At 71.8% G+C, this 23,765-nt stretch carries 18 protein-coding genes and 1 pseudogene; 11 read left to right on the forward strand and 8 right to left on the reverse strand.

Features of this window, described 5'->3' with window-relative positions:
• Positions 1 to 45 precede the first annotated feature (45 nt).
• The 6 genes from hisC (at position 46) to FGF04_RS18955 (ending at position 10,535) form a co-directional block, all read left to right on the forward strand.
• The gene (gene hisC / locus FGF04_RS18930) at positions 46 to 1,128 is read left to right on the forward strand and encodes a histidinol-phosphate transaminase (RefSeq protein ID WP_149512506.1); all 1,083 of its coding nucleotides are present in this window, start codon (positions 46 to 48) and stop codon (positions 1,126 to 1,128) included.
• Positions 1,129 to 1,431: 303 nt separating this feature from the next.
• Positions 1,432 to 2,937, forward strand: coding sequence for a cytochrome ubiquinol oxidase subunit I (locus FGF04_RS18935; RefSeq protein WP_149512507.1), 1,506 nt, complete (start codon positions 1,432 to 1,434; stop codon positions 2,935 to 2,937).
• 20 nt (positions 2,938 to 2,957) lie between these two features.
• Positions 2,958 to 3,962, forward strand: coding sequence for a cytochrome d ubiquinol oxidase subunit II (gene cydB / locus FGF04_RS18940; protein ID WP_149512508.1), 1,005 nt, complete (start codon positions 2,958 to 2,960; stop codon positions 3,960 to 3,962).
• Between the two features lie 103 nt (positions 3,963 to 4,065).
• Positions 4,066 to 7,581 (forward strand): thiol reductant ABC exporter subunit CydD, encoded by a 3,516-nt coding sequence (gene cydD / locus FGF04_RS18945; RefSeq protein ID WP_149512509.1) that lies wholly within the window; start codon positions 4,066 to 4,068, stop codon positions 7,579 to 7,581.
• A 58-nt stretch (positions 7,582 to 7,639) separates the two neighbouring features.
• Positions 7,640 to 9,235, forward strand: a complete 1,596-nt coding sequence (locus FGF04_RS18950; protein WP_149512510.1) for a GAF domain-containing sensor histidine kinase — start codon at positions 7,640 to 7,642, stop codon at positions 9,233 to 9,235.
• A gap of 229 nt (positions 9,236 to 9,464) precedes the next feature.
• Positions 9,465 to 10,535: a M23 family metallopeptidase gene (locus FGF04_RS18955; RefSeq protein ID WP_149512511.1), complete on the forward strand. Its 1,071-nt coding sequence runs from the start codon at positions 9,465 to 9,467 to the stop codon at positions 10,533 to 10,535.
• Between the two features lie 25 nt (positions 10,536 to 10,560).
• On the opposite strand, the pseudogene FGF04_RS41160 reads toward FGF04_RS18955, so the two are convergent.
• The 5 genes and pseudogenes from FGF04_RS41160 to FGF04_RS18980 form a co-directional block, all read right to left on the reverse strand.
• Positions 10,561 to 10,665 (reverse strand): annotated as a pseudogene (locus tag FGF04_RS41160) (hydrolase); the annotation flags it as partial.
• A gap of 108 nt (positions 10,666 to 10,773) precedes the next feature.
• Complete coding sequence (locus tag FGF04_RS18965) at positions 10,774 to 11,685, reverse strand: LLM class flavin-dependent oxidoreductase (RefSeq protein WP_149512512.1); 912 nt, start codon at positions 11,683 to 11,685, stop codon at positions 10,774 to 10,776.
• Positions 11,686 to 11,695: 10 nt separating this feature from the next.
• Positions 11,696 to 12,403 carry an RNA 2'-phosphotransferase gene (locus FGF04_RS18970; RefSeq protein WP_149512513.1) on the reverse strand — a complete coding sequence of 236 codons (708 nt, stop codon included), beginning with the start codon at positions 12,401 to 12,403 and terminating at the stop codon, positions 11,696 to 11,698.
• Positions 12,404 to 12,526: 123 nt separating this feature from the next.
• Positions 12,527 to 13,531: a MerR family transcriptional regulator gene (locus FGF04_RS18975; protein ID WP_149512514.1), complete on the reverse strand. Its 1,005-nt coding sequence runs from the start codon at positions 13,529 to 13,531 to the stop codon at positions 12,527 to 12,529.
• Between the two features lie 25 nt (positions 13,532 to 13,556).
• The gene (locus tag FGF04_RS18980; protein WP_149512515.1) at positions 13,557 to 15,323 is read right to left on the reverse strand and encodes an SDR family oxidoreductase; all 1,767 of its coding nucleotides are present in this window, start codon (positions 15,321 to 15,323) and stop codon (positions 13,557 to 13,559) included.
• Between the two features lie 319 nt (positions 15,324 to 15,642).
• Here FGF04_RS18980 and FGF04_RS18985 point away from each other — a divergent pair, with 319 nt between their 5' ends.
• The 5 genes from FGF04_RS18985 (at position 15,643) to FGF04_RS19005 (ending at position 19,646) form a co-directional block, all read left to right on the forward strand.
• Positions 15,643 to 16,656: an ABC transporter ATP-binding protein gene (locus FGF04_RS18985; protein WP_149512662.1), complete on the forward strand. Its 1,014-nt coding sequence runs from the start codon at positions 15,643 to 15,645 to the stop codon at positions 16,654 to 16,656.
• Complete coding sequence (locus FGF04_RS18990; protein WP_149512516.1) at positions 16,646 to 17,572, forward strand: ABC transporter permease; 927 nt, start codon at positions 16,646 to 16,648, stop codon at positions 17,570 to 17,572. The genes FGF04_RS18985 and FGF04_RS18990 overlap by 11 nt, the downstream gene beginning before the upstream one ends.
• Positions 17,573 to 17,621: 49 nt before the next feature.
• Positions 17,622 to 18,533 carry an ABC transporter ATP-binding protein gene (locus FGF04_RS18995; protein WP_149512517.1) on the forward strand — a complete coding sequence of 304 codons (912 nt, stop codon included), beginning with the start codon at positions 17,622 to 17,624 and terminating at the stop codon, positions 18,531 to 18,533.
• Positions 18,534 to 18,544: 11 nt separating this feature from the next.
• The gene (locus FGF04_RS19000; RefSeq protein WP_149512518.1) at positions 18,545 to 19,261 is read left to right on the forward strand and encodes an ABC transporter permease; all 717 of its coding nucleotides are present in this window, start codon (positions 18,545 to 18,547) and stop codon (positions 19,259 to 19,261) included.
• Between the two features lie 109 nt (positions 19,262 to 19,370).
• The gene (locus FGF04_RS19005) at positions 19,371 to 19,646 is read left to right on the forward strand and encodes an SGM_3592 family protein (protein WP_149512519.1); all 276 of its coding nucleotides are present in this window, start codon (positions 19,371 to 19,373) and stop codon (positions 19,644 to 19,646) included.
• A 287-nt stretch (positions 19,647 to 19,933) separates the two neighbouring features.
• Here FGF04_RS19005 and FGF04_RS19010 read toward each other — a convergent pair whose 3' ends face one another.
• The 3 genes from FGF04_RS19010 to pheA all read right to left on the reverse strand — a co-directional run bounded on the left by FGF04_RS19010 (position 19,934) and on the right by pheA (position 23,585).
• Positions 19,934 to 20,782: an HAD family hydrolase gene (locus FGF04_RS19010; RefSeq protein WP_149512520.1), complete on the reverse strand. Its 849-nt coding sequence runs from the start codon at positions 20,780 to 20,782 to the stop codon at positions 19,934 to 19,936.
• Entirely contained in the window at positions 20,779 to 22,056 is a 1,278-nt protein-coding gene (serS, locus tag FGF04_RS19015) for a serine--tRNA ligase (RefSeq protein ID WP_149512521.1), read from the reverse strand. The genes FGF04_RS19010 and serS overlap by 4 nt, the downstream gene beginning before the upstream one ends.
• A 596-nt stretch (positions 22,057 to 22,652) precedes the next feature.
• Entirely contained in the window at positions 22,653 to 23,585 is a 933-nt protein-coding gene (gene pheA / locus FGF04_RS19020) for a prephenate dehydratase (protein ID WP_149512522.1), read from the reverse strand.
• Between the last annotated feature and the right edge of the window lie 180 nt (positions 23,586 to 23,765).

Consider the following 23,765-nt stretch of genomic DNA (forward strand, 5'->3'; position numbering starts at 1 on the left):
GCCGGCGGCGGTGACGAGCCGGAGACGGTCACGAGGAGGACTGCGGTGAGCGAGACGAGCCCGAAGCTGCGAGCCGAGCTGGAGGGTATCCCGACCTACAAGCCGGGCAAGCCCGCAGCGGCCGGGGACGGACCGGTGGCGTACAAGCTGTCCTCCAACGAGAACCCCTACCCGCCGCTGCCGGGCGTGCTGGAGAGCGTGGGCGCGGCGGCGGGGGCCTTCAACCGCTACCCCGACATGGCGTGCACCGGGCTGATGAACGAGCTGGCGGACCGGTTCGGGGTGCCGCTCACGCACCTGGCCACCGGTACCGGCTCGGTCGGCGTGGCACAGCAGCTGGTGCAGGCGACCTCCGGACCGGGCGACGAGGTGATGTACGCCTGGCGGTCCTTCGAGGCGTACCCGATCATCACGCGCATCAGCGGGGCGACCCCGGTCCAGGTGCCGCTGACGCCGGGGGACGTGCACGACCTCGACGCGATGGCCGACGCGCTCACCGACCGGACGCGGCTCGTCTTCGTCTGCAACCCCAACAACCCCACGGGCACCGCGGTGCGGCGGGCCGAGCTGGAACGGTTCCTCGACCGGGTGCCCGGTGACGTCCTCGTGGTCCTCGACGAGGCGTACAAGGAGTTCGTGCGCGACGTCGAGGTACCGGACGGCGTCGAGCTCTACCGGGAGCGGCCGAACGTCTGCGTGCTGCGGACGTTCTCCAAGGCGTACGGCCTGGCCGGGCTGCGGGTCGGCTTCGCGATCGCCCACGAGCCGGTGGCGGCGGCGCTGCGCAAGACGGCCGTGCCCTTCGGCGTGAGCCAGCTCGCCCAGGACGCGGCGGTCGCCTCGCTGCGCGCCGAGGACGCGCTGCTCGGGCGGGTCGGTTCGCTGGTGTGCGAGCGCACGCGGGTGGTCGATACGCTGCGCGGCCAGGGCTGGACGGTGCCGGACACCCAGGCGAACTTCGTGTGGCTGCGGCTCGGGGAGCGCACCGTCGACTTCGCCGCCGTGTGCGAGCAGGCCGGTGTCGTCGTGCGGCCCTTCGCGGGCGAGGGGGTCCGGGTGACGGTCGGCGAGACCGAGGCGAACGACATCTTCCTCAAGACCGCGGAAGGCTTCCGCAAGGAGTTCTAGCCGACGTGTGAGCTCTGCCTCACTGAGGGCCCAGGTCCCGGCGTCCCACGCTCCGTGGGGTGCCGGGACCTGTCGTTTTCGGGGCGCGATCACGCCTCTCACCTGCAGTGATCCGCTGTCCTGAGGCCGGAGGGGCCGGCTGGACGGCCAGGCACCCCCACCCCTCCACACTCGAACGGACATGCTGCATAATTGCTTGTGAATGTGAACGCATTCACAAGAGGGTCCCAGTTGCTCCCGTGATGTCACCGACAAGCGGGACAAACTGCCGCTGTTTCTACGGCGACGTAAGGAGATGACGACGTGGAACTGGCTCTGGCGCCGGAAACCGTCGCGCGATGGCAGTTCGGCATCACCACCGTCTACCACTTCCTCTTCGTCCCGCTCACGATCTCGCTCGCCGCGCTCACCGCGGGCCTGCAGACCGCCTGGGTGCGCACGGAGAAGGAGAAGTACCTCAGAGCCACCAAGTTCTGGGGCAAGCTCTTCCTGATCAACATCGCGATGGGCGTCGTCACGGGCATCGTGCAGGAGTTCCAGTTCGGCATGAACTGGTCCGACTACTCGCGTTTCGTCGGTGACGTCTTCGGTGCGCCGCTCGCCTTCGAGGCGCTGATCGCCTTCTTCTTCGAGTCCACCTTCATCGGGCTGTGGATCTTCGGCTGGGACAAGCTGCCGAAGAAGATCCACCTCGCCTGCATCTGGATGGTCTCGATCGGCACGCTGCTGTCGGCGTACTTCATCCTTGCCGCCAACTCCTGGATGCAGCACCCCGTCGGCTACCGGATCAACGAGGCGAAGGGCCGCGCCGAGCTCACCGACTTCTGGCTGGTCCTCACCCAGAACACCGCGCTCAACCAGGTCTTCCACAGCTTCTCGGCGGCCTTCCTGACGGGCGGCGCCTTCATGGTCGGCATCGCCGCGTTCCACCTCATGCGCAAGAAGCACATCCCGGTGATGCGCACCTCGCTCCGGCTCGGCCTGGTCACCATGGCGGTCGGCGGCATGCTCACGGCGATCAGCGGGGACACCCTCGGCAAGGTCATGTACGAGCAGCAGCCGATGAAGATGGCCGCGGCCGAGGCGCTGTGGGACGGCGAGAAGCCCGCGCCGTTCTCCGTGTTCGCCTACGGCGACGTGGACGAGGGGCACAACAAGGTGGCCCTGGAGATACCCGGGCTCCTGTCCTTCCTCGCCCACAGCGACTTCGACTCGTACGTGCCCGGCATCAACGACACCAACAAGGCCTCGCAGGAGAAGTTCGGCCCCGGCGACTACAAGCCCATCGTCCCCGTCGCCTACTGGGGCTTCCGCTGGATGATCGGCTTCGGGATGGCGTCCTTCTCCCTGGGCCTGCTGGGGCTCTGGCTCACCCGCAAGAAGTTCCTGCTGCCGGCCGCCCACCGGACGGGGGAGGACGAGGTACCGCACCTGGTCCTGCTGAAGCGGCCCCTCGGAGCGCGGCTCACCCGTCTGTACTGGCTCCTGGCGCTCTGGACGATGGCCTTCCCGCTGATCGCCAACTCCTGGGGCTGGATCTTCACCGAGATGGGCCGGCAGCCCTGGGTCGTCTACGGCGTGATGCAGACCCGCGACGCGGTCTCCCCCGGTGTGTCCCAGGGCGAGATGATCACCTCGCTGATCGTCCTCACGACGATCTACGCGATCCTCGCCGTCGTCGAGGTGAAGCTGCTCGCGAAGTACATCAAGGCCGGACCGCCCGAGCTCACCGAGGCCGACCTCAACCCGCCCACCAAGATCGGTGGCGACCTCCGGGACGCCGACAAGCCGATGGCCTTCTCCTACTAGGCCGAGGGAGCTGCTGAGTCATGGAACTTCACGACGTCTGGTTCGTCCTCATCGCCGTCCTGTGGACCGGCTACTTCTTCCTGGAGGGCTTCGACTTCGGGATCGGCGTCCTCACCAAGCTGCTCGCCCGCAACCGGGCCGAGAAGCGGGTGCTGATCAACACCATCGGGCCGGTCTGGGACGGCAACGAGGTGTGGCTGCTCTCGGCGGGAGGCGCGACCTTCGCCGCCTTCCCCGAGTGGTACGCCACCCTCTTCTCCGGCTTCTACCTGCCCCTGCTGCTCATCCTCGTCTGCCTCATCCTGCGCGGAGTCGCCTTCGAGTACCGGGCCAAGCGGCCCGAGGAGCAGTGGCAGCGCAACTGGGAGAACGCGATCTTCTGGACCTCGCTGCTCCCGGCGTTCCTGTGGGGTGTGGCCTTCGGCAACATCGTGCGGGGCGTGAAGATAGACCAGGACATGGAGTACGTGGGCTCCCTCTGGGACCTGCTCAACCCCTACGCCCTGCTGGGCGGCCTGGTGACGCTGACGCTGTTCACCTTCCACGGGACGGTGTTCGCGGCGCTCAAGACCGTCGGCGACATCCGGGTGCGGGCACGGAAGCTGGCACTCGGGCTCGGACTGGTGACGGCCGCTCTCGCACTGCTCTTCCTGCTCTGGACCCAGATCGAGAACGGTGACGGCGCCAGCCTGGTCGCCCTCGTCGTGGCGGTGGCCGCGCTGGTCGCGGCCATCGGGGCCAACCAGGCAGGACGTGAAGGCTGGGCCTTCGCCCTCTCCGGTCTCACCATCGTCGCCGCGGTCACGATGCTCTTCCTGACGCTCTTCCCGAACGTCATGCCGTCCTCGCTCGACGACGGGTGGAGCCTCACGGTCACCAACGCCTCGTCGAGCCCGTACACGCTGAAGATCATGACCTGGTGCGCGGTGATCGCGACACCGGTGGTGATGCTCTACCAGGCGTGGACGTACTGGGTCTTCCGGAAGCGGATCGGCACGCAGCACATCGCCGAAGCCGCACACTGAACCCGATGAGTGCACAGGTCGTGTTTCACGTGAAACATGGCCTCATGAGACGAAGGTGCGTTTCACGTGAAACGCACCTGCTTGACCCGAGGGTGTGTTTCACGTGAAACCGATCGACCCGCGACTTCTGCGCTACGCCCGCGCCACCCGCTTCTTCCTGATGGCGGTCGTCGGGCTGGGGGCTGTGGGTGCGGGGCTGGTCATCGCCCAGGCCATGCTCATCGCCGAAGTGGTGGTCGGCGCCTTTCAGCAGGGGCTGTCGACCGGCGAGCTGCGCACACCGCTCCTGCTGCTGGTGGCCGTCGCGATCGGACGTGCCCTCGTCTCCTGGCTCACCGAACTCGCGGCACACCGGGCGAGCGCGGCGGTCAAGTCGGAGCTGCGGGGGAGGCTGCTGGCGCGGGCCGGCGAGCTGGGACCGGGATGGCTGAACGGGCAGCGGACGGGGTCGCTCATCGCGCTCGCCACCCGCGGGGTGGACGCCCTGGACGACTACTTCTCGTGCTATCTGCCGCAGCTGGGGCTCGCGGTGGTCGTGCCCGTCGCCGTACTCGCCCGGATCGTCACCGAGGACTGGGTGTCGGCGGCGATCATCGTCGGCACCCTGCCACTCATCCCGATCTTCATGATGCTCATCGGCTGGGTCACACAGTCCCAGATGGACCGGCAGTGGCAGCTGCTGTCCCGGCTCTCGGGGCACTTCCTGGACGTGGTCGCGGGGCTGCCCACCCTCAAGGTGTTCGGCCGGGCCAAGGCGCAGGCCGAGTCCATCCGGCGGATCACCGGTGAGTACCGGCAGGCGACCATGCGGACCCTGCGGATCGCCTTCATCTCGTCCTTCGCGCTGGAACTGCTCGCCACGCTCTCGGTGGCCCTGGTGGCGGTGACCATCGGGATGCGGCTCGTCCACGGTGAGATGGAGCTGTACGACGGTCTGGTCGTCCTGATCCTCGCGCCCGAGGCGTATCTGCCGCTGCGCCAGGTCGGGACGCAGTACCACGCGGCGGCGGAGGGGCTGTCGGCCGCCGAGGAGATCTTCTCGGTCCTGGAGACACCCGTACGGGCCCCCGGGACCGGTGCGGTGCCCTCCTCCGGTGAGCTGCGCTTCGAAGGCGTGACCGTCCGGTACCCCGGCCGGTCGGCCGACGCGGTGACGGACGTGTCCTTCGCGGTCCGGCCCGGCGAGACGGTGGCCCTGGTCGGCCCCAGCGGCGTGGGCAAGACGACCCTCCTGAACGTGCTGCTGGGGTTCGTCGAACCCACGGCCGGGCGAGTCGACGCCGGTGGCGTCGATCTCGCGGAGGCCGACCTCGAACAGTGGCGCTCACAGGTCGCCTGGGTGCCGCAGCGACCCCATCTGTTCGCCGGGTCCGTCGCCGAGAACGTACGGCTGGCGCAACCCGGGGCGGACGACGCGGCGGTGCGGCAGGCACTGGCCGACGCCGGCGCGCTGGAGTTCGTGGACGCGCTCCCGGACGGGGTGGACACGCTTCTCGGCGAGGACGGCGCCGGGCTCTCCGCGGGGCAGCGGCAACGGCTCGCCCTGGCGCGGGCCTTCCTCGCGGACCGGCCGGTGCTGCTGCTGGACGAACCGACCGCCGCGCTGGACGGTGCGACCGAGGCGCAGGTGGTGGAGGCGGTCCGGCGGCTGACCTCGGGACGGACCGTGCTGCTGGTCGTCCACCGGCCGGCCCTGCTGGCCGTGGCGGACCGGGTGGTGCGGCTGCGGCCGGCGACTTCGGCTGACCGCTCCGCGGAGCCCGACGGTGCGGACCGCACCACGGGCCGTACGGAGCCCTCCCGCTCCGACACGGTGGCCGCGGCGCCGGCGGCGGCCGGGGAAGAGACCCCCGTGCTCCCGGCGGGGCGGGGCGGGGTGCTCGCGCGCGTACGGGCCATGGCGGGTCCCCGCCGCGGACGGCTGGCGCTGGCGCTGCTTCTCGGCGCTCTCGCGATCGGGAGCGCCGTCGGCCTCATGGCCACCTCGGGCTGGCTGATCTCCAGGGCCTCCCAGCAGCCGCCCGTGCTGTACCTGATGGTCGCCGTGACGGCCACGCGGACCTTCGGCATCGGGCGGGCCGTCTTCCGGTACGCCGAGCGGCTGGTGTCGCACGACGCCGTGCTGCGGATGCTCGCCGACACCAGGGTCGCCGTGTACCGGCGCCTGGAGCGGCTGGCGCCCGCCGGACTGCGTACCACCCGGCGCGGTGACCTGCTCTCGCGGCTCGTCACCGACGTCGACGCACTGCAGGACTACTGGCTGCGCTGGCTGCTGCCCGCCGCCGCGGCGGCCGTCGTCTGCGCCGGCTCGGTCGGGTTCACGGCCTGGCTGCTGCCCGAGGCCGGCGCCGCCCTCGCCGTCGGGCTGCTCACCGCGGGCGTGGGCGTTCCACTGGTGACCGGCGCCGTCGCCCGCCGGGCCGAGCGCCGGCTGGCACCGGCACGCGGTGTGCTTGCGACCCGTGTGGCCGACCTCCTCACCGGAACGGCCGAGCTGACGGTCGCCGGCGCGCTGCCCGCCCGTACCGCCGAGGCACGGCGGGTTGACGCGGACCTCACCCGCATCACCTCGCGCGCGGCCACCGCCACCGCGCTCGGCGACGGACTGACCGCTCTCGTCTCCGGGCTCACCGTCACGGCCGCCGCGTTCTTCGCCGTCCAGGCGGTCCTCGACGGCCGCCTCAGCGGTGTGGCGACCGCCGTCGTCGTCCTCACGCCCCTGGCCGCCTTCGAAGCCGTCCTCGGGCTGCCCCTCGCGGCCCAGTACCGCCAGCGGGTGCGCAGGAGCGCGGAGCGTGTGTACGAGGTCCTGGACGCGCCCGAGCCCGTGAAGGAGCCGGAGCGGCCCCAGCAGGCTCCCGGGTCGCCGTTCCCGGTCGTGCTGAAGGGCCTGACGGCCCGGCACGGGGGACAGGAGCGGGACGCGGTCGCCGGAGTGGACCTGGTGCTCGAACGGGGGCGCCGGACCGCGGTCGTCGGTCCGTCCGGATCCGGCAAGACGACGCTGGCCCAGGTGCTGCTGCGGTTCCTGGACCCGCGCGCGGGGACGTACACCCTGGGCGGTGCGGACGCGTTCGGCATGGACGGTGACGACGTGCGGCGCATGGTCGGCCTCTGCGCGCAGGACGCGCACCTTTTCGACAGTTCGGTGCGCGAGAACCTGCTGCTCGCCCGGAAGGACGCGACCGACTCCGCCCTGCGGGACGTGCTGCGGCGGGTGCGGCTGCTCGACTGGGCCGACGGGCTGCCCGACGGGCTCGGCACGCTGATCGGGGAGCACGGCGCGCGGCTGTCCGGCGGACAGCGGCAGCGGCTGGCGCTGGCCCGTGCCCTGCTCGCGGACTTCCCCGTGCTCGTCCTCGACGAGCCCGCGGAGCACCTCGACCTCGCGACCGCCGACGCCCTCACCGCGGACCTGCTGGCCGCGACCGAGGGGCGTACGACGCTGATGATCACGCACCGGCTGGCGGGACTGGAAGCGGTGGACGAGGTGGTCGTCCTGGACGGGGGACAGGTGGTGCAGCGGGGACCCTTCGACGAACTGGTACGCAGGGAGGGACCGCTGCGGGAGATGTCCGAGCGGGAGAGCCGCACGGAGGTGCTGGCCCTCATGGGCTGACGGCCCGGTCGGCCACGCTCGACTTTCCCGGGCAAATGCACCTCATTAGGCTCGGTCCATGTCAGTCGAGCCGGGCCCCGGTGGCACTCCGCACCCAGACGACGTACCGCGGTTGCTGGAGGCGATGCGGGCGGTGGGGAGCGGGCTGCAGCTGCGGTCCACGCTGGAGCGGATCTGCGAGACCGCGGCCGACCTGGCGGACGCCCGCTACGCGGCGGTCGGGCTGGTGGCGGAGTACGAGGAGGGGGCCGCCGAGCCCGGGCCCGACGAGCGGCTGCGCGAGGACCCCGGTGGACGGCCGGTCCGCTGGATCGGACGGCTGCCGCCCGGACACGAGGGGCCCGGCCCGGTACCGGCGTCCGGCTTCCTGCGGGCCCCCATCCGGGTGCAGGGCGAGTGGCTGGGCACCTTCTGCCTCGCCGAGAAGCGCGACGGCGGACCGTTCGGCGACCACGACCTCGACATGGTGCGCGTACTGGCGCGGGAGGCGGGCGTCGCCCTCGGGCACGCGCGGCTGTACGAGGCCGCCAAGCGGCGGGAACGCTGGATCGACGGATCCGTGGCCGTCACCACCGCGCTGCTCTCCGGAGGGGACGCCGACGAGGCCCTCCAGGTGGTCGCGGAACAGGCCCGCAGGCTCTCCGACTCGGCGGCCGGGCTGGTGCTGCTGCCCGCCGCGCAGGGCGGGCTGGAGATCGTGGCCGTCGCCTCCGAGCGCCCGTCGGGGGCGCTGGGACTGGTCGTGCCGCCCGAGAACGCGATGGCCGGCCACATCCTCGCGGGAGAGGCGGTCTTCGTCGAGGACGCGGCGTCCGACCCCCGGATGCTCTCCGACCTGGCCCGCGGTTACGGGCCGACGCTGCTCCTTCCCCTGCAGAGCGGCGGCCGGGTCCTCGGGAGCCTCGTCATGGCGCGGGCGGGGGACGCGCGCCCGTTCACGGACGTCGAGCGCACCCTGGCGACGCAGTTCGCCTCGCAGGCCGCGCTCGCGCTGATGATGGCCGAGGCCCAGCGGGACCGGGAGCGCCTCGCGGTCTTCGAGGACCGCGACCGGATCGCCCGCGACCTGCACGACCTGGTCATCCAGCGGCTGTTCGCCACCGGGATGCTGCTGGAGAGCGCACAGCGGCGGTCCGTCCTGCCCGAGGTGCGCCAGGGCGTCGGCAAGGCCGTCGACGAACTGGACGTCACCATCCAGGAGATCCGTACGGCCATCTTCGCGCTCCAGCAGGGACCGGCCGAGTTCCCGGCCGGGCTGCGGACCCGGGTCCTGCGCGAGATCAACATGGCCGCCGTACCGCTCGGCTTCAAACCGTCGCACCGCTTCGTCGGACCGGTCGACACGGTGGTCGGCGAACTCACGGCGAAAAACCTGATCGCGGCCCTGCGCGAGGCGCTGTCCAACGCCTTCCGGCACGCGGAGGCCTCCCGCATCGACGTCACCGTGGACGTGACGGCCCGGCTCGCGGACGAACGGCCCGGCGTACGCCTGACGGTCGCGGACGACGGCGTCGGCATCCCGGAAGGGGGCCGGCGCAGCGGGCTGCGGAATCTCAAGCGCCGCGCGGAGTCGCTCGGCGGGGACAGCTGGTACGGGCCGGGGTCCGGGCAGGAGGGCGGCGGCACGTCGGTGGTCTGGGAGGCACCGTACTGAGCCTGCTCCGCCGAGTGACTCCGCCGGGCGACTCCGCCGCGGTTCCTGCGCGATTCGGCGTCCTCGCCGTGCCCGGCGTCCCTGCCGTGCCCGGTGTCCCCGGTGCGGCCCGGGCGTCCCCGGCGGTGCCCCGTTCGGCGCAGCGCGGTGCCCCGTCCGTGACAGCCGCTCCCCCAGGTGCACGACGCGAACAGGACCGCGGCGGCCCGTGCACGACACGATCCATGTCATGCGCTCACGTCGTCGCTCCCCCGTGCCCGTCCCGGCCCTCCCCGCCCGGTCGGCGGTCCTGCTGTGCTGCGCGGTGGCCGTCCTGACGGCGGGACCCGCGGCGGCCGCCGAGGACGCGGACGGCCCCGGCGGGCCGAGTGCCGAGGTGGTGCGGCTGTACGAGGAGGCGTCGCGGGCGACGCAGCGGTACGAGGAGGGCCGTCGCGCGGCCGGTACGCAGCGGGAGCGGGCGCGCAGGCTGGAGCGGCTCCTCGACCGGGAGCGGCAGGACGTCGCGGCGCTGCGCGGAGACCTCGGCCGCATCGCACGCGCCCAGTACCGGACCGGCGGGGGTCTCCCGCACACCGTCCGGATGCTGCTCGCTAAGGACCCCGAGGAGCTGATGCGCGGGCAGCGAGCCGTCCGGCAGGCCGACCGGGCGGTCGACCACGCGATCGGCAGGAACCGCCGGGCCGAGACCCGGCTCGCCGCCGACGAGGCCAGGGCGGCGTCGGCGTGGCGGGCGCTGGACCGGCGCAATGGTGAACTCGCCCGGATCAAGCGGGGGATCGAGCGGAAGCTGGCGGAGGCCCGGGAATCGCTCCAGGGGCGGGCGGACGCCTCGGTGGCCGCCGGCGCCTGCCGGGGTCCCGTCCGGCTGGACCAGCCGGACGGGACCTTCACGCAGCCGTGGGTCCCGCCGGTGGAGACGTACGGGCTCTCCGCCGGGTTCGGCAGCGGCGGTGACCGCTGGGCGAACCGGCACACCGGGCAGGACTTCGCGGTGGACATCGGCACACCGGTGCGTTCGGCCGGCGCGGGGCGGGTGGTGAGGGTGGCGTGCGGCGGCCCGTTCGGCATCGAGGTGGTGGTCCGGCACACCGGGGGCTACTACACGCAGTACGCCCACCTGTCCGCCGTCACCGTGGACCAGGGGCAGCGGGTGTCCGTCGGGCAGTGGGTCGGCCAGTCGGGCACGACCGGCAACTCCACCGGGCCGCACCTGCACTTCGAGGTACGCCTGACCCCGCAGGCGGGCTCGGCGGTCGATCCGCGCGAATGGCTCGCCGAACGGGGGGTGCGGCTCTGACGGGGGCGGCTCCGAGGAGGGGGCCCAGCAGGGTGCCGTCGAGATCCGTGGCGATCAGGCGGGGCGGGAGGGGGGAGGCCGGGGTCCCGGGCCGTCGGGTCGCTGAGGTCACTCCACCATTCTCCCGCACAGGTGTGCACGGGCGTGCGGCGGTCCGCACATGTGAGTGGTACCCGCCCCCACCTGCGCTTTCGTCGGTCCGACGGTCACCCTGTGACGGCCGGTGCCGACACAGGCGTCAGCTCAGCTGCCCGACCGCCTCCGCCGCGATGCGCTCGAAGACCTTCTCGTCCGCCGCGAAGTCGGAGTCCGGGATCGGCCAGTGGATCACGATGTCCGTGAAGCCGATCTCCAGGTGACGCCCCGCGAAGTCGACGAACGCGTCGAGGGACTCCAGGGGACGGCCGCGGTCCGGGGTGAAGCCGGTGAGCAGGACCTTGTCGAGATCCCGCACGTCGCGGCCGGCCGTCTCGCACGCGGCGGTCAGTTTCTCCACCTGGCCGCGCAGGGCCTGCACCGACTGCTCCGGAGTCCCGGTCTCGAACAGCTTCGGGTCCCCGGTGGTCACCCAGGCCTGCCCGTGCTCGGCGGCGAGCTTCAGCCCGCGCGGCCCGGTGGCGGCCACGGCGAAGGGCAGCCGGGGCCGCTGGACGCAGCCGGGGATGTTGTAGGCCTCCCGCGCCGAGTAGAACGTGCCGTCGTGCGAGACGGAGTCCTCGGTGAGCAGCCGGTCGAGCAGCGGTACGAACTCGGCGAAGCGGTCGGCGCGCTCACGCGGCGTCCACGGCTCCTCGCCGGTGCGCAGCAGCGTGGTGGCGTCGAAGCCGGAACCGCCGGCACCGATGCCCAGCGTGATCCGGCCGGCGGAGATGTCGTCGAGCGTGATCAGTTCCTTGGCGAGGGTCACCGGGTGCCGGAAGTTCGGCGAGGTCACCAGCGTGCCCAGACGCATGTGGTCGGTGACGCCCGCGGCGGCGGTCAGCGTCGGCACGGCGCCGTACCAGGGACCTTCGCGGAACGTCCGCCACGCCAGGTGGTCGTACGTGAAGGCGGTGCGGAACCCGAACTGCTCGGCCTGCTGCCAGACGGCACGGCCTCCCTCGTGCCAGCGGAGGTACGGCAGGATCACGGTGCTCAGACGCAGACTCATGCGGCAGAGCCTATGCGCAGCCTCCGGGCCGACCGAAGTGCCGGCCGCGGGGGACGGCTCCGTCCACGACTCCGCACACGGCTCCGGTCCGCCCCGGTCGGTGCGCCGCCGGAAAGCGCAGGTAGCGCGGGGGTACGGCGGCCGTGAGCCAGACGCCGTTGGCGCTGACCCTGAAGACGTGGCCGTCGCGGTCCATGGCGCCCGCGTCCACGGCGAGCACGACGGGACGGCCGCGGCGGGCGCCGACGCGGGTCGCCGTCCCACGGTCCGCCGAGAGGTGCACGTCGTGCCGGTTCATGGGCCGCAGGCCCTCGGCGCGGATCGCGTCCAGAGCGGGGGCGACGGTCCCGTGGTAGAGGTACGCGGGCGGGGTCGCCGCGGGCAGCCCCAGGTCCACCTCCACGGAGTGGCCCTGGCTGGCGCGGATCCGGGTGCCCTCGACCGCGAAACGCCGCTTGTCGTTGTGGGCCACCACGTGGTCGAGCTCGGCCCGGGTGAAGCGGAAGCCGTGGTCGGCCGCCGCGGCGATCAGGATGTCGATCTCGACCCAGCCGCCCTCGTCTAGGGTGAGCCCGATCCGTTCGGGCTGGTGCCGCAGATGCTTCGAGAGGTACTTCGACACCTTGACGACGCGTCTCCCGTCGAGACCGGACACGGGCCCACCGGTTGCGTTGCCGGTTGTGCCGCCGCCGGTTTCCCCCGGGTCGTTCTGGCTCATTCCGTCAGGATGCCTGGTGAGACGCTGATCACGCGAACGATTTTGACCTTCGAGGTTTGATCCACAGGTAAATGCGTTATCCACAGCGCCAGTTGATGAATCTGTGGACAACTGGGCCTCCGGTCACGGGGGTTCGTCAAGTTTGTTTGACGAACCGGCCTGTGCGGTCAGTGCGTCCAAGCGCCGTGCCCGCAGCTCGCGTTCGGCGGCCAGGGCGAAGAACTCGGCTGTGTGCTCCGCGCCGACCGACCTTTCCACGGCGGTCACCGTCGCCTCCGGCACCGCCACGTCACGCGTCCTCCCCCTGTCGGGAGCGTGTCCGTCCGCGCCCAGGTGACGACGCAGCTCGCGGTGCGCGAACAGCCGCATCGCCCGCGCCAGTTCGGCGTCCACCGTCTGCCGGGCGAGCGGCCGCAGCCGCCGTACGAGGGCCGCCGCCTCGGTGGCGTCGGCGTCGGCCGGCGGACGATCGCCCAGGTAGCGGGCGAAGACGTGCTCGGTCGTGAACTCCAGGAACCGCACGGCGATGTGCTCGACCTGGACCCTCAGCTCCCGCAGGTGACCGGAGATCGCGGACAGCGGGACGCCCGCCCCGTGCAACTCGGCGGCCACCGCCAGCTCCTGGGGACTCGGTACGAGGAACACGTCGTCCTGCCCCGGGATGCGTTCGAGCACTCCGAGCTCGACGGCCTCGGCCACCGCTGCCTCGGTCACCGCTGCCTCGGTCACCGCTGCCTCGGTTACCCCCGCGTCCGCCACCGCCGTCCCGTGCGGCGCGCCGCCGAACCGTTCGTCGAGCTCGGCCCGCGAGATGCGGACCGCCTCCTCGTCCGTCCACGGACCGTCGACCTCGGCGACCAGTCCGAGGACGCCTCCGAGGCCGCGTCCCGTGTCCCAGGCCTCCAGGAGTTCCTTGATGGACGCCAGGGTGTAGCCGCGGTCCAGCAGCTCGGCGATCCGCCGCAGCCGGGCCAGATGCGCGTCCGAGTAGACGTTGGCACGGCCGCGCCGCTCGGGTCGGGGCAGCAGCCCGCGGTCCTGGTAGGCGCGGATCGTCCGGACCGTGGCGCCGCTGCGGTGCGCCAGGTCCTCGATCCGGTACGCAGCGCCGGGGGGTTCCTCGGTCACCGTCCCCGCCCTTCCGGACCGCCGGTCACAGCCGGGGCTCCACCCGGGCGATCGCGCGCAGCGCACCGGGGGCGAGGCGGGACAGGAGGCGGCCGCCGCGCGCCTCCGCCGTCACGGGCACCACGGCCTGGTTGCGGACGACGGCGCGCAGTACGGCCGCGGCGACCTTCTCCGGCGGGTAGTTGCGCAGCCCGTACAGCCGCGCGGACCTCTTCCGGCGCCGTTCCTCCTCGGCCGCGTCGACCCCGGTGAAGCGGGCGGTCGACGTGATGTTCGTGTTGACGAAGCCGGGGCAGATCGCCGAGACCCCGATGCCCCGGCCCGCCAGTTCGGCGCGCAGGCACTCGCTGAGCATCAGCACCGCCGCCTTGGAGGTGCTGTAGGCGGGCAGCGCCTTCGACGGCAGGTACGCGGCCGCCGACGCGGTGTTGACGATGTGGCCGCCCTGGCCGCGCTCGGCCATCTGCTTCCCGAAGAGCCGGCAGCCGTGGATCACACCCCACAGGTTGACGTCGAGGACCTTGCGCCAGTCGTCCACGCCGGTGTCGAGGAAGGGGCCGGACACCCCGATCCCGGCGTTGTTCACCAGGACGTCGACCACCCCGTACTCGGCGGCGACCTTCGCCGCGAGCTGTTCCATGGCCCGCTCGTCCGAGACGTCGACCGTCTCGGCCCACGCCTGTGGGGCGCCGGCCGAGCGGGACAGTTCGGCGGTGTGCGCCGCGCTGCCGGCGTCCCGGTCGACGGCCACCACGCGCGCGCCGGCCGCGGCGAACGCGAGGGCGGTGGCCCGTCCGATGCCGCTGCCCGCGCCGGTGACCAGCACGAGCTGCCCGCCGAAGCGTTCCGCGTGCGGGCCGCGCGCCCGTGGCACGGGACGGCCGCCCTCGGTCGCGGTCACGAAGTCGGTGATCCAGGCGGCCAGCTGGTCGGGCCGGGTGCGCGGGACCCAGTGCTTCGCCGGGAGGGTGCGGCGCACCAGCCGGGGCGCCCACGACTCCAGTTCGTCGTAGAGCTTCTCCGACAGGAACGCGTCCCCGAGCGGCGTGATGAGCTGCACGGGCGCGTGCGCGTAGGCGTCGGCACGGGGAGCGCGCAGGCGCGGACGGACGTTGTCGCGGTACAGCCAGGCGCCGTGGGCCGCGTCCCTGGGCAGCGACGGGGTCGGGTAGCCGTCCGCGGGGACCCCTTCGAGCCTGCGCAGAATGCCCGGCCACTGTCTGCCGAGGGGGCCGCGCCAGGCGAGTTCGGGGAGCACGGGAGTGTGCAGGAGGTACACGTACCAGGACTTGGCGCCCTGACCGAGCAGCTGGCCGACCCTGCGGGGCGTGGGACGGGTCATGCGCTTCTTGATCCAGTGCCCGAAGTGGTCCAGGGAGGGGCCGGACATCGAGGTGAAGGAGGCGATCCGCCCCTTCGTCCGTCCGACCGTGGTGAACTCCCAGGCCTGCACCGAACCCCAGTCGTGGCCCACCAGGTGCACCGGCCGGTCCGGGCTGACCGCGTCCGCGACCGCCAGGAAGTCGTCCGTCAGCTTCTCCAGCGTGAACCCGCCGCGCAGGGGCCGGGGTGCGGTGGACCCGCCGTGGCCGCGGACGTCGTACAGCACGACGTGGAAGCGCTCGGCCAGCCGGGCGGCGACCTCGGACCACACCTCCTTGGAGTCCGGATAGCCGTGCACGAGCACCACCGTGGGCCGCGCGGCATCGCCCAGCTCGGCGACGCACAGCTCGACTCCGCCCGTGCGCACCCGGCGCTCGCGCGCTGTCCGGAGGACCACTTCCGACGTCATGCCACCGTCCGTTCCGAGCCGGCTGCCCCGCGGGCCGCCGAGCCGCTTGCCGTACGCGTCCGCAACCTGACACCGATGAATGTGACAATGACCGGCGGCTACGTCAAGGGCGGGTCCGCGACCTGTGGAAAACCCGGTCTCCGGGACGAACCGGGACGCCCCGGGCCGGGCCGGCCGGTCCGGGGATGCGGAGCGGCAGCCGCCGGTTGCCCGACCTGAGGGTGACCCCTACGGGCCCGTACGACCGGAGAGTGAGGGCGATACAGCTCCCAGGTCTGACGACTGATGTGGCCTGCGCCACTACCTTCGTAGCGTGACTGTGATCGCGACCGAAAGCCTGAGCAAGCGGTTCCCCAGGGTGACCGCTCTTGACCGGCTCTCCGTGGACGTCGGACCCGGTGTGACCGGACTCGTCGGAGCCAACGGAGCCGGCAAGTCCACACTGATCAAGATCCTGCTGGGTCTGTCCCCCGCCACCGAGGGCCGCGCCGCCGTGCTCGGACTCGACGTCGCCACCCGGGGCGGCGACATCCGCGAGCGCGTCGGGTACATGCCCGAGCACGACTGCCTGCCGCCCGACGTCTCGGCCACCGAGTTCGTCGTCCACATGGCGCGCATGTCGGGACTGCCCCCGGCGGCGGCCCGTGAGCGCACCGCGGACACGCTTCGCCACGTCGGCCTCTACGAGGAGCGGTACCGCCCCATCGGCGGCTACTCGACGGGCATGAAGCAGCGCGTCAAGCTCGCCCAGGCGCTGGTCCACGACCCGCAGCTGGTCTTCCTCGACGAGCCGACGAACGGCCTCGACCCTGTCGGCCGCGACGAGATGCTCGGCCTGATCCGCCGCATCCACACCGACTTCGGCATCTCCGTCCTGGTCACCTCGCACCTGCTGGGCGAGCTGGAGCGCACCTGCGACCACGTCGTCGTCATCGACGGCGGCAAGCTCCTGCGCTCCAGCTCCACCACCGACTTCACCCAGCGCACCGCGATCCTCGCGGTCGAGGTCACCGACACGGACGAGCACCCGGACGGCACCGCCGCCCTGCGCGAGGTGCTGCACGCGCGCGGTGTCGAGACCCACGACGGCAGCGGCCTCCCCGGCGCGGGCCACATCCTGCTGCTCACCGCGCAGGGCGAGGAGACCTACGACCTCGTACGGGACGTCGTCGCCGACCTGGGCCTCGGTCTGGTGCGCATGGAGCAGCGCAGGCACCACATCGCGGAGGTCTTCAAGGACAGCGACGAACAGGCGGCCAGGGAAGCGCAGGCCCGGCCGGCCCCGGAGAACGGCGACGAACAGCGGAAGGAGGCGGTCGGCCATGGCGGTTGAGCAGCCCCAGGCACAGACGGCCCCGGCCCCGGTCCGGGCGGGCGAGCAGACCCGGATCCACAACATCGGCTACCGCAACTACGACGGCCCGCGCCTGGGACGCGCGTACGCCCGCCGCTCGCTCTACTCGCAGTCCCTGCGCGGCGCGTACGGCCTGGGCAGGTCGGTGAAGTCCAAGGTGCTGCCGATGCTGCTCTTCGTGGTGATGTGCGTCCCCGCGCTGATCATGGTCGCGGTCGCCGTCGCCACCAAGGCGAAGGACCTGCCCGTCGACTACACGCGCTACGCGATCATCATGCAGGCCGTCATCGGCCTGTACGTCGCCTCCCAGGGACCGCAGTCCGTCTCCCGCGACCTGCGCTTCAAGACCGTCCCCCTGTACTTCTCGCGCCCCATCGAGACCGGCGACTACGTACGCGCCAAGTACGCCGCCCTGGCCTCGGCGCTGTTCATGCTCACCGCCGCACCGCTCCTCGTGCTGTACGTGGGCGCGCTGCTGGCCAAACTCGACTTCACCGACCAGACCAAGGGCTTCGCGCAAGGGCTCGTCTCCGTGGCACTGCTCTCCCTGCTCTTCGCCGGCATCGGCCTCGTCATCTCGGCGGTCACCCCGCGCCGCGGCTTCGGCATCGCCGCCGTCATCGCCGTGCTGACGATCTCCTACGGGGCGGTCTCCACCGTCCAGGCCATCGCCTACGACCAGTCCAGCACCGACGCGATCGCCTGGCTCGGGCTCTTCTCGCCCATCACGCTCATCGACGGGGTCCAGACCGCGTTCCTCGGCGCCTCGTCCGCCTTCCCCGGCGGCGAAGGCCCCTCCGGTGCGCAGGGCGTCGTCTACCTGCTCGTCGTCCTGGGACTCGTCGCGGGCTGCTACGGCCTCCTGATGCGCCGCTACCGAAAGGTCGGGCTGTGACCGTCCGTCCGTCGTCCGCCACCACCCCCCTGAGGAACGGGCCGCGCCCATGAGCACACTCACCATCGACCACGTCTCACGCTGGTTCGGCAACGTGGTGGCCGTCAACGACATCACCATGACCATCGGCCCCGGCGTCACCGGACTGCTCGGCCCGAACGGCGCCGGGAAGTCCACCCTCATCAACATGATGGGCGGCTTCCTGGCCCCCTCCACCGGCTCCGTCACCCTCGACGGCCGGCCGACCTGGCGCAACGAGGAGATCTACCAGCACATCGGCATCGTCCCCGAGCGCGAGGCGATGTACGACTTCCTCACGGGGCGCGAGTTCGTCGTCGCCAACGCCGAGCTGCACGGACTCGGCGACAGGGCCGCGCACCGCGCGCTCGCCACGGTGGAGATGGAGTACGCGCAGGACCGCAAGATCTCGACGTACTCCAAGGGCATGCGCCAGCGCGTGAAGATGGCCTCCGCGCTCGTCCACGACCCGTCGCTGCTCCTGCTCGACGAGCCCTTCAACGGCATGGACCCGCGCCAGCGCATGCAGCTGATGGACCTGCTGCGGCGTATGGGCGACGAGGGCCGCACGGTCCTCTTCTCCTCGCACATCCTGGAGGAGGTCGAGCAGCTCGCCTCGCACATCGAGGTGATCGTCGCCGGACGGCACGCGGCGAGCGGCGACTTCCGCCGCATCCGCCGCCTGATGACCGACCGCCCGCACCGCTACCTGGTCCGCTCCAGCGACGACCGGGTCCTCGCGGCCGCGCTCATCGCCGACCCGTCGACGTCCGGCATCGAGGTCGACCTCCAGGAGGGCGCGCTGCACATCCAGGCCATCGACTTCCCCCGCTTCACGGCGCTGCTGCCGCGGGTGGCCCGCGAGCACGGCATCCGGCTGCTCACGGTCTCCCCGTCGGACGAGTCCCTTGAGTCCGTCTTCTCGTATCTCGTCGCGGCGTAGGAGGCCGAAAGATGTACGACCCCACAGTCGCCCGGCTCACCTACCGCGGTCTCCTGGGCCGCCGCCGGGCCCTCATCCTGGGCGCCCTGCCCGTCCTGCTGATCGTCATCTCCGTGGCCGTACGCGGCTTCACGGGCGCCGACGACCAGGTGGCCGCGGACGTCCTCGGCGGGTTCGCGCTCGCCACGATGGTGCCGATCATCGGTGTCATCGCCGGCACCGGCGCGATCGGCCCGGAGATCGACGACGGCTCGGTCGTCTACCTGCTGGCCAAGCCGGTCAAGCGCCCCACGATCATCTTCACCAAGCTGATCGTCGCCGTTGCCGTCACCATGGCGTTCTCGGCGGTCCCGACGTTCCTCGCCGGGATGATCCTCAACGGGAACGGCCAGCAGATCGCCGTCGCCTACACCGTGGCGGCGCTGGTCGCCTCCATCGCGTACGCCGCGCTCTTCCTGCTGCTCGGCACGATCACGCGGCACGCGGTGGTCTTCGGGCTCGTCTACGCGCTCGTCTGGGAGGCCCTCTTCGGGACGCTGGTCTCGGGGGCGAAGACCCTCAGCGTGCAGCAGTGGTCGCTCGCCGTGGGCCACAAGGTGTCCGGGGACCTCGTCACCTCGGACGTGAGCCTCGCCACCGGCACGGTGCTGCTGGTCGTGGTGACCGTCGCCGCCACCTGGTTCGCGGGCCAGAAGCTGCGGACGCTGACGCTGGCCGGCGAGGAGTAGCCCCGGGAGGCCCCGCGGCCCCAGCGGTCCGGGGCGGCCCGCTCTTGAGGTCCGTCCTACGGGGGCGGCGGCACACTGGCCCGAAGGGATGCGACGAGGAGGAACGGGGATGGCTGCGCAGACACCACGGAGTGACGGACAGGGTCCCGGCGACGGCGACGGCGGCGCGAACCGGGGCGAGGGCGCCGGCGAGGCCTGGGACGAACCGGTCCTCGACGACGACTTCATACGGTCCGCCGGTACGGCCGAGCCGTCGGCGCGTGCCCGTATGCTCGCCGCCCGCTGGCGCGACGGCGGACCCGAGCCGCAGCCCTGGCGCGCCGACGAGCCGCCCGCCGGCTGGTTCTTCAGCAAGGCGCGGCGCCGCAGGTGGCGGCGCGGCTGATCCCCGGTGGGAGGCACCGGGCCGGATGCCGTTTTATTCGGTGGCGCCCGGCCCGGCCCCCGGGCACAGTGGTCGTGTCCGAAACGCCGGGTCCGTCCGGCGTCGCAGTCCGGGAGAGGAGCGCGACGATGCCCGTCAGCGGTGGTTCGTCGAGCTCCCGGCAGGGCAGTGCGCGGGCTCCGGAGTAGTCAGCTCCGTCGAGTCCGGCCCCGTGAGGGAGCTGTCCGGGGCGGCCGCTTCGAGCGCGCACCTTGGCGCGGGCCGCCCACCCGGCTGCTTCCCCGTTGCTAGCCCAGCAGTCGTTCCAGGACCACCGCGATGCCGTCCTCGTCGTTCGACGTGGTCATCTCGTCGGCCACGGCCTTGAGTTCGGTGTGGGCGTTGGCCATCGCCACGCCGTGGGACGACCAGGCGAACATCGGGATGTCGTTCGGCATGTCGCCGAAGGCGATCGTGTCGGCGGCCTTCACGCCCAGCCGGCGGGCCGCCAGCGAGAGCCCCGTCGCCTTCGACAGCCCCAGGGGCAGGAGCTCCACGATGCCCTCGCCCGCCATCACGGGGCTCACCAGGGAACCGGCCGCGGCCCGCGCCGCCGCCGTCAGCTCGTCGTCGGTGAGGCGGGGGTGCTGGATGTACATCTTGGTCAAGGGCTCGGCCCACAGCTCGGCCATGTCGGTGAACGCAACGGCCTTCAGCTGCCCCTGCACCCGGTAGCCGGGACCGATCAGGACGTCACCGTCGAGGCCGTCGCGGCTCGCGGCGAGGGCCAGCGGGCCGACCTCCGCCTCGATCTTGGCGAGCGCCAGCCCCGCCACCTGCCGGTCGAGGGTCACCGAGGTGAGCAGCCGGTGCGCCCCGGCGTCGTACACCTGGGCGCCCTGTCCGCACACCGCGAGCCCCTCGTACCCGAGGTCGTCCAGTATGTGCCGGGTCCAGGGGACCGCCCGGCCGGTGACGACGAGGTGCGCGGCGCCCGCCGCGGTGGTCGCGGCGAGTGCCGTGCGGGTGCGCTCCGAGACCGTGTCGTCGGAGCGCAGCAGCGTCCCGTCGAGATCGGTCGCCACGAGCTTGTAGGGAAACGCCCCGGTCGGCCCGGTCGCCGCGGCCGCCCCGGTCGGTTCAGTGGTGCCGGTCACTTGGCGATCGGCTCCAGTACCTCGCGGCCGCCCAGGTAGGGACGGAGCATCTCGGGCACCTGCACGGAACCGTCGGCCAGCTGGTGGTTCTCCAGGATCGCCACGATCGTGCGCGGGACGGCGCACAGCGTGCCGTTCAGCGTCGCGAGCGGCTGCACCTTCTTGCCGTCCCGCATGCGCACCGACAGGCGGCGGGCCTGGAAGCTGTCGCAGTTCGAGGCCGAGGTCAGCTCGCGGTACTTGCCCTGGGTCGGGATCCACGCCTCGCAGTCGAACTTGCGCGAGGCGGACGCGCCCAGGTCGCCCGAGGCCACGTCGATGACCTGGAAGGGCAGCCCGAGGCCGGTCAGCCACTGCTTCTCCCACTCCAGGAGCCGCCGGTGCTCGCTCTCCGCGTCCTCGGGGGCCACGTACGAGAACATCTCGACCTTGTCGAATTGGTGCACGCGGAAGATGCCCCGGGTGTCCTTGCCGTACGTGCCGGCCTCGCGGCGGAAGCACGGCGAGAAGCCGGCGTAGCGCAGCGGCAGCTTGTCGGCGTCCAGGATCTCGTCCATGTGGTACGCCGCGAGCGGGACCTCGGAGGTGCCGACCAGGTAGTAGTCGTCCTTCTCCAAGTGGTACACGTTCTCCGCGGCCTGACCGAGGAAGCCGGTGCCCTCCATGGCGCGCGGGCGGACCAGCGCCGGGGTCAGCATCGGGACGAAGCCGGCCTCCGTGGCCTGCGCGATCGCCGCGTTGACGAGCGCGAGCTCCAGGAGCGCGCCGACCCCCGTCAGGTAGTAGAAGCGCGAGCCGGACACCTTGGCGCCGCGCTCGACGTCGATGGCGCCCAGCGCCTCGCCGAGCTCCAGGTGGTCCTTGGGCTCGAAGCCCTCGGCGCCGAAGTCGCGGATCGTGCCGTGCGTCTCCAGGACGACGAAGTCCTCCTCGCCGCCGACCGGGACGTCGGGGTGCACGAGGTTGCCGAGCTGCCGGAGGAGGCGCTTGGTCTCCTCGTCCGCCTCGTGCTGCTCGGCGTCGGCCGCCTTGACGTCGGCCGCGAGGCGGCCGGTCTTCCGGAGCAGCTCGGCCTTCTCGTCGCCCGAGGCCTTGGGGATGAGCTTGCCGAGCGCCCTCTGCTCGGAGCGCAGCTCGTCGAAGCGGACGCCGGACGACCTGCGCCGCTCGTCGGCGGAGAGGAGGGCGTCGACGAGCGCGACGTCCTCTCCACGGGCGCGCTGGGAGGCGCGAACACGGTCGGGGTCCTCACGGAGCAGGCGAAGGTCAATCACCCCGCAAGGCTACCGGTGCGGGGTTACGGGGCACGACCCGGTATTCCGATCCGTCGCTTCTGTCATGCTTCGAGGTAATTGTCGACGCGATCGCATTGCCGGGGGATCACGTCAACGGAGAAGGCGTTCATTCCCTGATCGGGGTGGACGGCGTGCGGTGGGTTGACTGGAATCCCTTGTGAGGCACGGGACTTGGGGGCGGGTTGTCCACAGGAATCCACAGTTCGGGAAAGTTATCCACAGGCTGTGCGAAAGATCTGTGGACACCAGAAGTGATCATTCCGAAAGCCGCATTCGACGCGAGTGATGTGCAAATCAAACCCTCTCTACGCCCACGTTCGGGTGGAAACGCTTCCCTCTAAGGGATGGGGCAGCGGAAACGGGTGGACGAAGGGTGATCTGGAGGGGTGTGGACACAGTTGGCATCCACAGGCCGATTTGTCGACCGGATGCCGCTTCGTTGTCGACTTGTCCCCAGGTCGAGAAGCAAGCCTGTGGATAACTCTGTGGACAGAGAAAATCTGCAGGTACGACCGAACAGGCCGCACCCGCTGGAACCGCACCCGCTGGAACCGCACCCGCTGGAACCGGACCCGTTAGAAGCGGCCGTCCTGGCAGCGCGCCAGCCAGTCCCAGGCCGCCGCGAACTCGCTGTCCGACGTACCGGCCCGCGGCGGGCGCACGTCCCTGGGGTCGACGTCGGCCTGCGGATAGGAACCGAGGAACCGCACCTGCGGGCAGATCCGCTTCAGCCCCATCAGCGCCTCCGCCACCCGGCGGTCCGAGACGTGCCCCTCCGCGTCGATCGCGAAGCAGTAGTTGCCGATGCCCTCACCGGTCGGCCGGGACTGCAGCAGCATCAGGTTGACCCCGCGGACGGCGAACTCCTGGAGCAGCTCCAGCAGGGCGCCGGGGTGGTCGTCGCGCTGCCAGATGACCACGGACGTCTTGTCCGCGCCGGTCGGCGCCGCGGGCCGGGCGGGCCTGCCCACCAGGACGAACCGGGTCTGCGCGTTCTCCGCGTCGTGGATGCCGGTCTCCAGCGCCTCCAGGCCGTACCGCGCCGCCGCGAACTCGCCCGCGAAGGCTGCGTCGTAGCGGCCCTCCTGCACCAGACGGGCGGCGTCCGCGTTGGAGGCCGCCGACTCCCAGACGACGTCGGGGAGGTGCTTGCCCATCCAGATGCGCACCTGCGGCTGGGCGGCCGGGTGCGCGCTGACCGTCTTGATGTCGGAGAGCTTCGTACCGGGGCGCACCAGCAGCGCGAAGGTGATCGAGAGGAGCACCTCGCGGTAGATCATCAGCGGTTCGCCGACGGCCAGCTGGTCGACCGTGGTGGTGATGCCGCCCTCCACCGAGTTCTCGATCGGCACGAACGCCGCCTCGGCCTCGCCGGCCCGGACGGCGTCGAGCGCCGCGGGGACCGACACCATCGGGACGAGCTGCCGGGTGGCCGACTCCGGAAGAGTCCGCAGGGCCACCTCGGTGAAGGTGCCCTCGGGGCCGAGATACGCGTAGCTGGCTGGCATGGCCTCACCCTAATGGGCCCTGCGGGACCCGGCCCACGCTTCTCGAATCAGGCCCCGGGGACCCCGGTGGTCCCGACAGTCCAGGCGGTCCCGGTGGTCCCGGCCGTCCCGGTGCTTCGGGCGAGCGGACGGGCGGACGGGCGATCGTCACCCCTCCAGCAACCCCTGCCCCACGTACTC

Origin of the sequence: Streptomyces apricus (assembly GCF_008369065.1) — a bacterium.
Classification (GTDB): Bacteria; Actinomycetota; Actinomycetes; order Streptomycetales; family Streptomycetaceae; genus Streptomyces; species Streptomyces apricus.